This is a genomic window from Klebsiella sp. JN_Kp121, from assembly GCF_040062145.1.
Classification (GTDB): domain Bacteria; phylum Pseudomonadota; class Gammaproteobacteria; order Enterobacterales; family Enterobacteriaceae; genus Klebsiella; species Klebsiella aerogenes.
This window is the reverse complement of the sequence record NZ_JBEAHX010000002.1, coordinates 687,530-702,281: the sequence shown is the minus strand read 5'-3', so window position 1 is coordinate 702,281 and position 14,752 is coordinate 687,530. Positions and strand designations below refer to the sequence as shown.

The window sequence follows — 14,752 nt, the reverse complement described above, 5'->3', positions numbered from 1 at the left end:
ATTAGCGGAGCAGGAGAAATGTCATGAGTAAATTACTGGATCGCTTTCGCTACTTTAAGCAGAAACGCGAGACCTTTGCCAACGGCCACGGTCAGGTCTACGACAATAACCGTGACTGGGAAGATAGCTACCGGCAACGCTGGCAATTCGACAAAATTGTCCGCTCCACGCACGGTGTGAACTGTACCGGCTCCTGTAGCTGGAAAATTTATGTCAAAAACGGTCTGGTCACCTGGGAAACCCAGCAGACCGATTATCCGCGCACCCGACCGGACCTGCCAAATCACGAACCGCGCGGCTGTCCGCGCGGCGCCAGCTACTCCTGGTATCTCTACAGCGCCAACCGCCTGAAGTACCCGCTGGCGCGCAAACGGCTGATTGAGCTGTGGCGCGAAGCACTTACACAGCATCCCGACCCGGTACAGGCCTGGGATAGCATCATGCAGGCCCCCCTGAAAACCCGCAGCTACAAACAAATCCGCGGTAAAGGCGGTTTTGTTCGCTCCAGTTGGAAAGAGTTAAATCAACTGATCGCCGCAGCCAACGTCTGGACCATCAAAAACTACGGTCCGGACCGCGTCGCGGGCTTTTCGCCGATCCCGGCGATGTCGATGGTTTCCTACGCCGCGGGTACCCGCTATTTATCGTTGATCGGCGGCACCTGCCTGAGCTTTTATGACTGGTACTGCGATTTACCCCCCGCCTCACCGATGACCTGGGGCGAACAGACCGACGTGCCGGAATCCGCCGACTGGTATAACTCCAGCTACATTATTGCCTGGGGTTCAAACGTCCCGCAGACCCGGACCCCGGACGCGCACTTCTTCACCGAAGTGCGCTACAAGGGCACCAAAACCATCGCCATTACTCCGGATTATTCGGAAGTCGCCAAGCTCTGCGACCAGTGGCTGGCGCCGAAGCAAGGTACCGACAGCGCGCTGACGATGGCGATGGGCCACGTGATCCTCAAAACCTTCCACCTCGATAACCCAAGCGATTACTTTCTCAACTACTGCCGTACCTATACCGATATGCCGATGCTGGTAATGCTCGACCGTCGTGACGACGGCAGCTATGCGCCTGGCCGTATGCTGCGCGCCGCCGACCTGCTTGACGGGCTGGGAGAAAGTAATAACCCGGAATGGAAAACCGTCGCCTATAACGCCGATGGCGAACTGGTCGCGCCGAACGGCTCCATCGGCTTTCGTTGGGGCGAAAAAGGCAAATGGAATCTCGAACAACAGGCTAACGGCCGGGACGTCGAATTAAAATTGTCGCTGCTGGATATGCACGATAGCGTGGTGTCGGTCGGTTTCCCCTACTTCGGCGGCAACGAAAACCCGCATTTCCGCAGCGTGAAGCAGGAGCCGGTAACGCTTCATCAGCTGCCAGCTAAACAGCTACCGTTGGCCAATGGTGAGAGCGCTTTGGTGGTGAGCGTGTATGACCTGGTGCTGGCTAACTACGGTCTGGATCGCGGTCTTGACGACGCCAATGCCGCGCGCGACTTCGCGGATGTCAAAGCCTATACCCCGGCATGGGCCGAGCAGATCACCGGCGTGCCGCGTCAACATATCGAACAAATCGCCCGCGAGTTCGCCGATACGGCGCATAAAACCCATGGCCGTTCGATGATTATCCTCGGCGCCGGTGTGAACCACTGGTACCACATGGATATGAACTACCGCGGGATGATCAACATGCTGGTGTTCTGCGGCTGCGTCGGACAGAGCGGCGGCGGCTGGTCGCACTATGTCGGCCAGGAGAAACTGCGCCCGCAGACCGGCTGGCTGCCGCTGGCGTTCGCGCTGGACTGGACTCGTCCGCCGCGGCAGATGAACAGTACCTCTTATTTCTACAACCACGCCAGCCAGTGGCGCTACGAAAAACTGACCGCTCAGGAGCTGCTGTCGCCGCTGGCCGACGCCAGCAAATTCAGCGGCCATATGATTGACTTCAACGTTCGCGCCGAGCGCATGGGCTGGCTGCCTTCCGCGCCGCAGCTTAACGTTAATCCGCTGAGCATCAGGCAGCAGGCCGAGGCCGCCGGGCTGTCACCGGCCGATTTCACCGTCCAGTCGTTAAAAGCAGGCGATATTCGCTTTGCCGCCGAGCAGCCGGATAGCGGCAACAACCACCCGCGCAACCTGTTTATCTGGCGTTCGAACCTGCTGGGTTCGTCCGGTAAGGGCCATGAGTACATGCTCAAGTACCTGCTCGGTACCGATAACGGTATTCAGGGCGAGGAGTTTGGCTCCACCGCTGACGTGAAGCCGGAGGAAGTCGAGTGGCAGACCGCGGCGATCGAGGGCAAACTTGATCTACTGGTGACCCTCGATTTCCGCATGTCCAGTACCTGCCTGTTCTCCGATATCGTCCTGCCGACCGCCACCTGGTATGAAAAAGACGATATGAACACCTCAGACATGCACCCGTTTATCCACCCCCTTTCCGCCGCCGTCGACCCGGCCTGGGAGGCGAAAAGCGACTGGGAAATCTACAAGGACATCGCCAAAAGTTTCTCTGAAGTGTGCGTCGGCCACCTTGATAAAGAGACCGATGTGGTACTGGTACCGCTGCAGCATGACTCTCCGGCGGAGCTGTCACAGCCGTTCGATGTCCTCGACTGGCGCAAGGGCGAATGCGATCTCATTCCAGGCAAAACCGCGCCGTCAATTGCGCTGGTTGAACGTGACTACCCGGCCACCTGGGAACGCTTCACCTCGCTGGGGCCGTTACTCGATAAGCTCGGCAACGGCGGTAAAGGCATTTCGTGGAATACGCAAAGCGAGGTCGACTTCCTCGGCAAACTTAACTACGTCAAGCCAGACGGTCCGGCCAAAGGCCGTCCGCGTATCGACAGCGCTATCGACGCCAGTGAAGTCATCTTAAGCCTGGCGCCGGAAACCAACGGCCAGGTGGCGGTGAAAGCCTGGCAAGCGCTGGGAGAATTTACCGGCCGCGACCACACTCATCTGGCGCTGAATAAAGAGGATGAGAAAATCCGCTTCCGCGATATTCAGGCGCAGCCGCGCAAGATCATCTCCAGCCCAACGTGGTCTGGTCTGGAAAGCGAACATGTCTCCTATAATGCCGGTTATACCAACGTTCACGAACTGATCCCGTGGCGTACCCTCTCCGGGCGGCAACAGCTGTATCAGGATCATCCCTGGATGCGCGCCTTCGGCGAGAGTCTGGTGGCCTATCGCCCACCGATCGATACGCGCAGCGTCAGCCAGATGAAGGAAGTGCCGCCAAACGGCTTCCCGGAAAAAGCGCTGAACTTCCTGACCCCGCATCAGAAATGGGGTATCCACTCGACCTATAGCGAAAACCTGCTGATGCTGACGTTGTCGCGCGGCGGGCCCATCGTCTGGCTAAGCGAAACCGACGCAAAAGAACTGGGGATTGAAGATAACGACTGGATCGAAGCCTTCAACGCCAACGGCGCCCTCACCGCGCGTGCGGTGGTGAGCCAGCGCGTGCCGCCGGGCATGACCATGATGTATCACGCTCAGGAACGCATTATGAACATTCCTGGTTCGGAGGTGACCGGTCGCCGGGGCGGCATCCACAACTCCGTGACCCGCGTCTGTCCTAAACCCACGCATATGATTGGCGGCTATGCCCAACTGGCTTACGGCTTTAACTACTACGGCACCGTCGGCTCCAACCGCGACGAGTTCATTATGATCCGCAAAATGAAAAATATTGACTGGCTGGATGGCGAAGGTCGTGACCAGGTACAGGAGGCGAAGAAATGAAAATACGTTCACAAGTCGGAATGGTGCTGAATCTGGATAAATGCATCGGATGCCATACCTGCTCCGTCACCTGTAAAAACGTCTGGAGCAGCCGCGAAGGGATGGAATATGCGTGGTTCAACAACGTGGAAACCAAGCCAGGTATTGGTTACCCCAAAAACTGGGAAGATCAGGACGAGTGGCAAGGCGGCTGGATCCGCGGTATCAGCGGCAAGCTTACTCCGCGTCTGGGCAACCGCGTCAGCGTGTTGTCGAAGATTTTCGCCAACCCGGTGCTGCCGCAGATTGACGATTATTACGAACCCTTTACCTACGATTATCAGCACCTGCACAACGCGCCGGAGGGCAAATACTTGCCTACCGCCCGCCCGCGTTCGCTGATTAGCGGCGAACGGATGGATAAGATCACCTGGGGGCCAAACTGGGAGGAACTGCTCGGCGGCGAGTTTGAAAAACGCGCCAAAGACCGCAACTTCGAAGCGATGCAAAAAGAGATGTACGGCCAGTTTGAAAACACCTTCATGATGTATCTGCCGCGTCTTTGCGAACATTGCCTCAATCCGAGCTGCGTAGCGACCTGCCCAAGCGGCGCCATCTATAAGCGTGAAGAAGACGGTATCGTGCTGATCGACCAGGATAAATGCCGCGGCTGGCGGATGTGCATCAGCGGTTGTCCGTACAAAAAAATCTACTTTAACTGGAAGAGCGGCAAATCGGAAAAATGCATCTTCTGCTATCCGCGTATTGAGTCCGGGCAACCGACAGTCTGTTCAGAAACCTGCGTTGGCCGCATCCGCTACCTTGGCGTGCTGCTGTACGACGCGGACCGTATCGAAGAAGCGGCCAGCACTGAACATGAAACCGACCTCTACGAGCGCCAGTGTGATGTGTTCCTTAACCCCAACGATCCGGCGGTCATCGAAGAGGCGTTGAAACAGGGTATTCCACATAACGTGATCGACGCCGCGCAGAAATCACCGGTGTATAAACTGGCGATGGACTGGAAGCTGGCGCTGCCGCTGCACCCGGAATACCGCACCTTACCGATGGTCTGGTACGTGCCGCCGCTGTCGCCGATTCAGTCGGTCGCCGACGCTGGCGGCCTGCCGAGTAACGGTAACATCCTGCCGGCGGTAGAAAGCCTGCGTATACCGGTACAGTATCTGGCGAACCTGCTGAGCGCCGGTGATACCGGCCCGGTCTTGCGCGCGTTAAAACGCATGATGGCGATGCGCCATTACAAACGTTCGCAAACCGTCGAAGGCGTGACCGATACCCGTGCGATTGAAGAAGTGGGCCTCAGCGTCGAACAGGTGGAAGAGATGTATCGCTACCTGGCGATCGCCAATTATGAAGACCGCTTCGTGATCCCCACCAGCCACCGCGAACTGGCGGAGGACGCCTTCCCTGAACGCAACGGCTGCGGTTTTACCTTCGGCGATGGTTGCCATGGTTCTGATACTAAATTCAACCTGTTCAACAGTCGTCGCATCGACGCTATTGACGTCGGGGACGTTCGTCGACATGGGGAGGGAGAGTAATGCGGATCCTCAAAGTCATTGCTCTGTTGCTGGAGTATCCCGACGACGCGCTGTGGGATAACCGCGAGGAGGCGCTGGCGCTGGTCAGCGCCGATGCGCCTGCCCTGACGCCGTTTGTTAGGCGATTACTGGCGGCGCCGCTGCTCGACCGCCAGGCCGAATGGTGTGAGGTATTTGAACGCGGTCGCGCCACCTCGCTGTTGCTGTTTGAACACGTTCACGCCGAATCACGCGATCGCGGCCAGGCGATGGTCGATCTGATGAACCAGTATGAACAGGCGGGCCTGCAGATCGATTGTCGCGAACTGCCGGACCACCTGCCTTTATATCTTGAATACCTCAGCATTCTCCCATTAGCCGATGCCCGTGAAGGACTGCAGAACGTCGCGCCTATTCTGGCGTTGCTCGGTGGACGCTTAAAGCAGCGCGAATGCGATTACTATCAACTCTTTGACACCCTTCTTGCGCTGGCGGATAGCCCACTTAATAGTGACAGTGTCACCAGGCAGGTAGCGAGTGAGAAGCGTGACGACACGCGCCAGGCGCTGGATGCGGTGTGGGAAGAGGAACAGGTGAAGTTTATTGAAGATAATGCAACCGCTTGCGATAGCTCGCCAATGCAAGCTTATCAACGACGCTTTAGCCAGGATGTGGCGCCGCAGTACGTCGACATCCGCGCCGGAGGCCCGAAATGATACAGTACTTAAACGTCTTCTTTTACGATATCTACCCTTATCTCTGCGGCACCGTGTTCCTGGTGGGCAGTTGGCTGCGCTATGACTACGGGCAGTATACCTGGCGCGCGTCATCCAGCCAGATGCTCGATAAACGGGGCATGGTGCTGTGGTCGAACTTATTCCATATCGGCATCCTCGGCATTTTCTTCGGCCACTTCTTCGGGATGCTGACGCCGCACTGGGTCTATTCATGGTTCCTGCCGATGTCGCAGAAACAGGTAATGGCGATGGTGCTGGGCGGTGTCTGCGGCGTACTGACTCTGGTCGGCGGTATTGGCCTGCTGGCGCGCCGCCTGACCAACCCGCGCATTCGCGCCACCTCCACCACTGCGGATATCCTGATCCTGTGCATTCTGCTGATTCAGTGCGCGCTGGGGCTGACGACCATCCCGTTCTCCGCCCAGCATACGGACGGCAGCGAAATGCTGAAACTGGTGGATTGGGCGCAGGCGGTAGTCACCTTCCACGGCGGCGCATCGGCGCATCTGGACGGCGTCGCGTGGGTGTATCGCGTCCATCTGGTGCTGGGAATGACTATCTTCCTTATCTTCCCGTTCACCCGGCTGGTTCACGTCTGGAGCGCGCCGATAGAGTATTTCACCCGCCGCTACCAGGTGGTGCGCTCCCGGCGCTGAGCGCTGGCGGCCCCAGCCATGCCCGTTTACCAATAGCCCGGACGAGGCGCCTGCGCCGACTCCGGGTCATATTCATCAGCCCCGGCTCCAGCCTTTATGCCGGATGGCGGCTACGCCTTATCCGGCCTACAACGGCGAAACTGCGCTTTCTTCGCCGTCGTCATCAGCGTTACTTCCCGGCTTCCGGATGGGTATCGAACGCCGCCATCACTGCTGCCAGCGCGGCTTCGCTGAAGCCGTGCTTCGGGTCATCTACACCAAGTCCGAAGCGGGTTTGCAGCGTTTCATAAAGCGCCGACACGTCCGCAAGATCCACCTTCTCCACTACATGGTTATTTTCCCAGTGGGTAAAATGGAAATTGGTGAGCGTCATTTTTCCGCCGTCCGGCAGATGACGACACATCAGCAGATGATGGCGGAAATGGGACTGCGGCCAGTGCGCCGACCAGAAGTTACCCATCACATAATCAGAGGCATATTGTCGCCCCAGATCGAAATGGTACATCGACTGCCAGTGTTCATGATGATTAAACTGCAGCGTCCACTCATCGCCTTCATGCACCAGGCGGTAAACACCATGCGGCGTATGCTGCGGAATATCGGCCAGCAGCTTAATCGGCGCGTTCAGGGTTTGCCCCCCAAAGCCGACATCAGCAATCCAGCGTTCGCCTTCGACCTCCACCAGCAGCAAGCGATGGGTGCGCGGCGGCATCTGCGGCGGATTCGCCAGCACCACGCGGCCCAACAGGCTGCGAACCGAGAAACCGATCTCGCTTAGCGCCCGCTGCAACAGCCCGTTCTGTTCAAAGCAGTAGCCGCCGCGGCGGGCGGTGATTAACTTCTCTTCCAGCGCCCGATCGTCAAGGTGGATTTCACGCGGTAGCAGAACGTCCAGGTTTTCAAACGGGATCGCGCTATTATGATGGCTATGCAACTCTCGCAGGGTGTCAATGGAAACATCGGGGGTTCCCGTCCAGGCCAGACGAGTAAAATACGCGCTTAAAAATGGGGTCATCAACGCCTCCAGCTTTTGGTGTCCGACATTTATAGCCTATTTTTTCCCCGCGACGGTGTATTTTGTGCGATCGCGCCAGCTGATATCTGATTTACATAGCCGTTGATGTATTGATTACCTTTGTATTGTGAATAAACTACTTACAGGCATCCGCCCACTCACCAAGGAACGCTTATGAGCCGTTTTCGCCACGTGGAACTTCAGTACGCCAGCCGCCTGCTCAACCACGGCCCGACCATTATGATCACCAGTTATGATGCGCAGTCAGGACGGCGTAACGTGATGTCCGCCGCCTGGTCGATGCCGGTTGAGTTTGCCCCGCCGCGAGTGGCTATTGTGGTGGATAAAAGCACCTGGACGCGGGAGATCATTGAGCGTAACGGCGCCTTTGGCATTGTGGTGCCGGGCGTGGCCGCCGCCAGTTGGGTCTATGCAGTCGGCAGCGTGAGCGGGCGTGATGAAGATAAGTTCAATGCTTACGGAATCCCGGTGGTGAATGGGCCCGAACTGGGGCTACCGTTAATTGAAGAGAAATGCCTGGCGTGGATGGAATGCCGTCTGCTACCCGCCACCGCGGCACAAGAGCAATACGATACGCTGTTTGGCGAAGTAGTTGCCGCCGCGGCCGATGAACGAGCCTTCGTCAGCGGGCGCTGGCAGTTTGATGATGACAAACTCAATACTATTCACCATCTCGGTACCGGCAATTTTGTCGCCAGCGGCCGTCACGTGCAGGCGAATACGCCACATAATTAACAGAATGACGGCAACTTTGCCGTCATTCCCTTTCACCATCTTTTAGAGTAAGTGATAAGACGGCGGGCTTATCATGAAGCGATGAAAGTGACTTCCACCTTTAAGGTTGAAGTTAGCTTTAATTTTATCTAAATGCGCATAAATGGTTTTTACCCGCAGTCCCAACGCTCTGGCAATGGCGTTCACCGGAGTGCCTTTGGCGACATGATCAATAATCATCATTTCTCTTTCGCTGAGCGGAGCCCCATCTTTTGCCTTCATTACACTAAAATCCGGTTGACCATCATGATGATATAATTGCCGATGCTTGATCGTTAACAATAATTTTTGAACATTGTCTATGGTTTCACGACTGCTTATCCATAATATATTTTGGCGAAATAAAAGCCGCCGTGAGTGAACGTTTCTGGAGGTGCTCACACCCAGAATCATGCCCTGATAAAATTGAGATAGCGCATAAATATGCTTGTAATCTTGATAGCCATGTAACGGCAATATAATGAGATCCGCTTGCTGTATAGAATGATTACAAAAATCCAAATCAGCGTAATCGATCTCATTATCGTCAGAAGCTATCTGTTGCAGACAGTGTTCCACGCCCAGTCGGAACCAAATATCCTTACTATTAATTATCACCTTCAATTTTATAACCTTAACATGAAAACGACAGGCATACCTTGAATACGGCAGACCCTATGGCTATTAATTTAGCTCGGACAGCTCACAAAGCTGAACGGTCGCATCATTATTCTGGCAGAATGGTTTATGAGTTCTTACCGAATAAACACTCGTAACGTAATGACTATTGATATAATAACCCTGAGTCTTAACGCGTAATATAATCTCTTGTTCGATGCCGATATCCTTCAGGATCCGACGTAAATTTTGCATCACTTGCCATAAACGTTGTGATGAGGGCCTTAAATCATTTTTCTCCCAGACATGTACCATCAACTCTTCATCACTAACCATTCTTTCAAGACCATGTTCAAATAAATACTCAATTAAACAGGCCATCGTTTTTCGTAGACGGATGTTTTTTCTATTACCACTTACAGTAGCTATTTCCCGGTACTTCAAGAAGTAAAAAAAATCATCCTCTAATTGGTAACCAAGTAACGCACTACCTATTATCATTCATCTCTCCATGATAAAAATCATCATTTCAAAGGCAGGTTACATGGCAAATCAGCAATCGCCTAAACAATTTTGATATGCATAATAATCAAAACATAAAACTACATTTAAATACATATAAAGCGCAATGCACTATATAGTGCAGTATTATCAGTTATTTATGTTGATTAGGATTATTCTTAAATGGCCAATTACTTTACAAAAGGTAAATTAATGAAAGGTATGGAAATCAAAAAAAAGCCACTTTTATTGATCTGAATCAATAAAGTGGCATATCTTTCGCTCAAGTAAAATTGACCTCGGCCGATGGTAGTCTATTTAGCGTGACGAAAATGCGCTAACGGCGGCCGGTCTTTTACATTCGGTATCCCGGTTTCTTAATCAAAGAATCCATCTGCGGCGCGATTTCATTATCCCATACCTGCTGCCAGTCGCTCTGCTGCACCTGATTGAGCGCAACGCTAACTGAACTGTCTTTTGTACTAAGATGGCGGATCAGAACTTCAGTGATTTCCGCAGCCAGCGCATTTTTTTGCTCTTCGCTCAGTTCACGGGGAAAACATTTAATATCGACATGTGGCATAGCAGGCTCCTTATTCTTGGGAATTTAAAACTATCACAGGTTTCCTGATGCAAGTCACAATTAGTGCTTTAAAGAAGATTGTTGTCATGCAGTACCTGCTGCAGCTCCGTACGGCGATAAACCGCCTGCGCCACGGCGGCAAACTTTGGCGTATGCGCCGCGAACCACTCTCGGCGCGGCCCCCAACTGTACATCGCGGCAATATAGCAATCCAACAGCGTGATATCCCCGCCCAAGGCGTAAGGCGCGGCAGCCAGCTGTTGTTCCAGCCATAGATACAGTGATTTGCGGTATTGCTGACAGCTCTCACGCAGTTCGTCAGGCGCTGAGGCTGTCCAACGTTCGGGATAGTCGGCATAGGTGAAGGTAGGATAAACGTTAGCCACCAGCCAGATCAGCAAACGTTGAAACTGCCGGCGCTGTGGCGTACCGGCTGGCGGCGCCAGATCCGGGCGCTCGTCGAGGATCATCAGCGCTATCGACGCCGACTCCGTCATTACGCTGCCATCAGCCAGCAGCAAAGTGGGCACCTGACACAGCGGGTTGATCGCCAACAGTTTCTCTCGCTGCGCGCCTGGCTGGTCAAAGCCATCGACATTGATAAAGTGATAAGGGATATTGGCCAACGTTAGCATCATCTCGCTTATCGCCGAGCCCCACCCCGGCACGCCATACAATTTCATCATCGTCAGCTCCCGCGTAGAAAACTTTTAGCGTAGCACTAATTCCGCGCGGCGCTGAATTCGCGCCAGGCGACGATGGCCACCAGTACCACCGGAATAAGTACCGAGTAAAAGCCCGCCAGGATGTAGCCCAGCGCTCCGAGCCCTGCGCCCAGCAGAAAACCGAGCACCGAAGCCCCCGATTTTTTGATTTTCTCTCTATTCTCGCGGTTAGGCGCCTGGCACCAGTTCACCACATCGATGGTTAACTGCGTGACGTTGCCGGTCATCATCGTACTCGGGCTGGTGGTGGGTAATAATAAACGGGTGGTTGCATTCCTCACCCCCATCGCCATTACCCCTGCCATGCCGGTGATTAACGCGGTCGCGCTATCCGCGCCGACAAAGGGCTGCCACAGCAGCCCCAACAGGCCGAAAAGCAGTAACAGCAGGATCTCGACGACGAACAAGCCGCCAAGGAAGCGTGGCGTGATAATTTTTCGACGTTTGATAACCAGCGTAACGAGCGCCACTGCCAGCATAAAAACAGGAATGGCGAGCAGTTTGGATAAAATACCTTCGCTGTTGGTGGCCAGTGCTGCACCGGCCACCACCAGGTTTCCCGTGACGTGGGCGGTAAACAGGCCAAACAAGGTGATGAAGCTGATGGTGTCGATAGCGCCGCCGGAAGCGGCGAGCAACGCGGGTTCACGATGGTGCTGCCAGCGTTGCTCCAGTAAGAGTTGGTTTTCAGCCACAGTGATTAATCCATTAAAAAGACACACGATGTAGCCATGAGTATAGCAATCCCTGCTATGAATAATCATTGCATCAATAGGTTATCCCCGGCGGATTGACCTCCGATTGCCTGACTTCCTCCCCCTGTTCCCCCCAGCGCGCGAGCACCTGCTGATACTCGCCGCGAGCGATCGCGCCGTTTAGCGCCGCCTGCAGCGCGTATACCAGCCCATTGCCTTTTTTAGTAGTAGTCGCCACCCAGGCTTTTTTGGGTCCCAACCCGACGACTTTAGTTTTCCCGTTTAATGCAGCCTTATAAGAGGCCACCGACTGCGGGCCAAAAAAGATATCCGCCCTTCCCGACTGAATATACAAATTGCCGGAGGCATCGTCAGTAAGATAAACCGGTAACGCCGGCTGACGGCCGGCGGCTTCGTTTTCCGCATTCCACCCCAGCAGGATCCGCTCCTGGTTGGTGCCAGAACCGACAATGACTTTACGCCCCGAGAGATCCTGCGCATCTGAAATCCGCGTGATCTCACTGGTTGATTTGACCGAAAAGGCCAGCGAGTCAACGCGGTAGGTGGCGAAATCGAACTTCTCTTTGCGCTTCTCGGTCACCGCAATGTTAATCAATGCCACATCGTAACGCCCTGACGCGATCCCCAAAGGCCAGTCCTCCCAGGCCGTAGGCACCAGCTTCAGTTTCAGTCCAAGGCTACCCGCCAGTAAACGGGCAATGTCCGGGTCGCTGCCGATGCGCGTACGGTTGTCGCTGGCCAGCAGCGCCAGCGGCGGCGAATTTAACGCCGAAATCGCCACCGTCAGCACGCCGGGCTCCACAAAACGATAGTTCGGCGGGATTTTGCTAATCGCGTTATCATCTCGCGTCACCGGCAATGGCCGTTCATTGGCGCGCAAATCAAGTTCGGCGCGCGCCTCGCTGATGCTCAGGAGCAGCATGAGAGCGGCAGCTAATTTCCTCATGCCAGCACCCGTGATAAAAATTGCCGGGTGCGCTGGTGTTGCGGATTATTTAACACTTCATCGCTGCTGCCCTGTTCAACGATTTTGCCATCGACCATAAACACCACCTGGTCGGCAACCTCGCGGGCAAAGCCGATTTCATGCGTTACCACCACAAGCGTCGTCCCGGAGCGGGCAAGTTTTTTAATTACATCGAGCACTTCGCCAACTAGTTCTGGATCCAGCGCGGAAGTAGGTTCATCAAACAAGATCACGCGCGGATTGAGCGCCAGCGCGCGGGCGATGGCGATGCGCTGCTGCTGGCCGCCGGAAAGATGCCGTGACCAGGCATCGGCTTTGTTGCGCAAACCGACAATGTCCAACAGTTCATACGCACGAGCAATCGCCTCTTTGCGACTGGCCTGTTTATGGGCAATCGGCGCTTCAATCAGATTCTCCAGCACCGTCAGATGCGGGAACAAATTGAAGTTCTGAAATACATAGCCCACGTTAACCCGCTGGCGGAGGATCTCTTTTTCTTTCAGCTCATACAGCTTGTCGCCTTGACGGCGATAGCCGATATAGTCGCCATCAATCTGGATAAACCCTTCATCGACCCGTTCAAGATGGTTAATGGTGCGCAGCAGCGTCGATTTTCCCGAACCGGACGGCCCCAGGATCACCGTCACCGTTCCCGGCGCAATCTCCAGGGAGACATCATCCAGCGCTTTATGACGACCAAAGTATTTACTGACCCCGGTTATCGAAATATGACCATTACGAGAGTTGAGCATGGACGGCCTCCTGCGGCTGACGAGCCGGTTGGTTAACGCGATTATTACGCACGCTGTTCACCGCTGAGCGCCGTTCGCTGCGCGCCAGCGCGCGTTCAACCAGGTACTGAATTGCAGAAAGCACGCTGGTAATCACCAGGTACCACGCGGCGCCCACCATCAGTAACGGGATCACTTCCTGGGTGCGGTTATAGATCATCTGAATGGTGTAGAACAATTCCGGCATCGCCAGCACGTAAACCATCGCCGTCCCTTTTGCCAGGCTAATGATTTCATTGAACCCCGCAGGCAGAATGGTGCGCAGCGCTTGCGGCAAAATGATCCGCAGCGTACGTCGCCAGGCGGGGAGTCCCAGCGCGGCGGCGGCCTCATACTGCCCGTGATCCACGCCCAAAAAGCCTCCGCGGATAATTTCGGCAGTATAGGCGCTCTGCACCAGCGTCAGACCGACCACTGCCGTGGAAAACTGCCCCAGTACGTTGATAGTCTGGTAGCTCGCCCAGGTTATGCCGGTGAAGGGGATCCCCAACGATAAGCTGTCGTAGAGATATGAAAAGTTGTACAGAATGATCAACACCACGATTAGCGGCAGCGAACGAAACAGCCAGATATATCCCCATGCCAGGCTGCTGAGCAGCCACGACGACGACAAGCGGGCCAGCGCCAACAGGCCGCCGAAGATGACGCTTAAAAAGGTACCAAGTAGCGTGAGCAGCAGCGTTTGCCCCAACCCCTCAAGGATCACCGGGTCGAAGAACCAGTGTGCGAACACCCCCCACTCCCAGCGCGGGTTGAACGCGACCGACTGCACGACGACCGCCAGCACCAGTAGGGCCAATACCGCCCCGGCGACGCGCAGCGGATAGCGAGCCGGAACCACTTTAATCGTTTCAGATGATTGCATGACGCCTCCTTAAGCGCTGTGGCTGAGGGCGCTAACCGCCAGCGCTTTAGTGAACCGCAACCGCCCATCATAAGGCGGGCGGCTGTACTCTTCCGGGTCGCGAGTGAGGTCAAACTGTGCTTCGTACCCCTGGCTTAAATAGAGCTTTACCGCTTCCGGCTGGCGAAAACCGGTGGTGAGATAAATATGGCTATACCCTGCCAGCACCGCCCGGCGCTCGAGTTCCTGTACAACCCTGGCTGCCAGCCCCTGTTGACGCAGCCGACGATGCGTCCAGATCCGCTTAATTTCCGCGGTGTGCGGATCTTTCGGCTTGTAAGCGCCGGTGGCGATGATTTCGCCGTCACGCTCCAGTACAATAAACAGCCCCTGCGGCGGCAGATACCATTCGGTTAACTCCACTTCCGCATCACGAGAAAAATAGTCGCCGTAACGGGCGGCGTACTCGGCAAATAGGCCGCTAATAATCGGCTGTAGCTCCGGCGCGTCCGGAGAGATATCACGGAATGCTTCGCTCATA

15 protein-coding genes are annotated in these 14,752 nt (G+C 55.1%); 5 read left to right on the top strand and 10 right to left on the bottom strand.

The genetic code is table 11. The features are described from left to right. Nucleotides 1-23: 23 nt before the first annotated feature. The 4 genes from ABLU86_RS05960 to narI are packed head-to-tail and all read left to right on the top strand — an operon-like array spanning nt 24 to nt 6,677. Nucleotides 24-3,764, top strand: coding sequence for a nitrate reductase subunit alpha (locus ABLU86_RS05960; protein ID WP_348795989.1), 3,741 nt, complete (start codon nt 24-26; stop codon nt 3,762-3,764). Continuing rightward, on the top strand, nt 3,761-5,305 hold the full coding sequence (gene narH / locus ABLU86_RS05955) for a nitrate reductase subunit beta (RefSeq protein ID WP_015366447.1): 1,545 nt from the start codon (nt 3,761-3,763) through the stop codon (nt 5,303-5,305). The genes ABLU86_RS05960 and narH overlap by 4 nt, the downstream gene beginning before the upstream one ends. Further along, nucleotides 5,305-6,000 carry a nitrate reductase molybdenum cofactor assembly chaperone gene (gene narW / locus ABLU86_RS05950; RefSeq protein ID WP_015705535.1) on the top strand — a complete coding sequence of 232 codons (696 nt, stop codon included), beginning with the start codon at nt 5,305-5,307 and terminating at the stop codon, nt 5,998-6,000. Before narH ends, narW begins: the two co-directional genes overlap by 1 nt. Continuing rightward, a complete protein-coding gene (gene narI / locus ABLU86_RS05945; RefSeq protein ID WP_116299734.1) occupies nt 5,997-6,677 on the top strand; it encodes a respiratory nitrate reductase subunit gamma in 681 nt (226 codons plus the stop codon). Before narW ends, narI begins: the two co-directional genes overlap by 4 nt. Nucleotides 6,678-6,846: 169 nt before the next feature. On the opposite strand, the gene nhoA is transcribed toward narI, so the two are convergent. Then, nucleotides 6,847-7,692, bottom strand: coding sequence for an N-hydroxyarylamine O-acetyltransferase (gene nhoA, locus ABLU86_RS05940; protein ID WP_348795988.1), 846 nt, complete (start codon nt 7,690-7,692; stop codon nt 6,847-6,849). Between the two features lie 174 nt (nt 7,693-7,866). Between nhoA and ABLU86_RS05935 the strand changes: the two genes are divergently transcribed. Next, entirely contained in the window at nt 7,867-8,448 is a 582-nt protein-coding gene (locus ABLU86_RS05935) for a flavin reductase family protein (RefSeq protein WP_015366443.1), read from the top strand. Nucleotides 8,449-8,490: 42 nt separating this feature from the next. Here ABLU86_RS05935 and ABLU86_RS05930 read toward each other — a convergent pair whose 3' ends face one another. The 9 genes from ABLU86_RS05930 to ABLU86_RS05890 all read right to left on the bottom strand — a co-directional run bounded on the left by ABLU86_RS05930 (nt 8,491) and on the right by ABLU86_RS05890 (nt 14,751). Next, on the bottom strand, nt 8,491-9,084 hold the full coding sequence (locus ABLU86_RS05930) for a LuxR C-terminal-related transcriptional regulator (protein WP_223848511.1): 594 nt from the start codon (nt 9,082-9,084) through the stop codon (nt 8,491-8,493). 66 nt (nt 9,085-9,150) lie between these two features. Next, on the bottom strand, nt 9,151-9,585 hold the full coding sequence (locus ABLU86_RS05925; RefSeq protein WP_020078688.1) for a winged helix-turn-helix domain-containing protein: 435 nt from the start codon (nt 9,583-9,585) through the stop codon (nt 9,151-9,153). A gap of 355 nt (nt 9,586-9,940) precedes the next feature. Beyond that, the gene (gene pptA, locus ABLU86_RS05920) at nt 9,941-10,168 is read right to left on the bottom strand and encodes a tautomerase PptA (protein ID WP_015366439.1); all 228 of its coding nucleotides are present in this window, start codon (nt 10,166-10,168) and stop codon (nt 9,941-9,943) included. 68 nt (nt 10,169-10,236) lie between these two features. Beyond that, nucleotides 10,237-10,854, bottom strand: coding sequence for a glutathione S-transferase family protein (locus tag ABLU86_RS05915; protein WP_348795987.1), 618 nt, complete (start codon nt 10,852-10,854; stop codon nt 10,237-10,239). 35 nt (nt 10,855-10,889) lie between these two features. Next, nucleotides 10,890-11,588 carry a YoaK family protein gene (locus ABLU86_RS05910; protein ID WP_015705540.1) on the bottom strand — a complete coding sequence of 233 codons (699 nt, stop codon included), beginning with the start codon at nt 11,586-11,588 and terminating at the stop codon, nt 10,890-10,892. 73 nt (nt 11,589-11,661) lie between these two features. Then, on the bottom strand, nt 11,662-12,531 hold the full coding sequence (locus ABLU86_RS05905; protein ID WP_126026698.1) for a transporter substrate-binding domain-containing protein: 870 nt from the start codon (nt 12,529-12,531) through the stop codon (nt 11,662-11,664). A 20-nt stretch (nt 12,532-12,551) separates the two neighbouring features. Then, on the bottom strand, nt 12,552-13,328 hold the full coding sequence (locus ABLU86_RS05900; RefSeq protein ID WP_015366435.1) for an amino acid ABC transporter ATP-binding protein: 777 nt from the start codon (nt 13,326-13,328) through the stop codon (nt 12,552-12,554). Beyond that, a complete protein-coding gene (locus ABLU86_RS05895) occupies nt 13,312-14,232 on the bottom strand; it encodes an amino acid ABC transporter permease (protein WP_015366434.1) in 921 nt (306 codons plus the stop codon). The genes ABLU86_RS05900 and ABLU86_RS05895 overlap by 17 nt, the downstream gene beginning before the upstream one ends. A 9-nt stretch (nt 14,233-14,241) precedes the next feature. After that, a complete protein-coding gene (locus tag ABLU86_RS05890) occupies nt 14,242-14,751 on the bottom strand; it encodes a GNAT family N-acetyltransferase (protein WP_020078687.1) in 510 nt (169 codons plus the stop codon). Nucleotide 14,752: the final 1 nt, after the last annotated feature.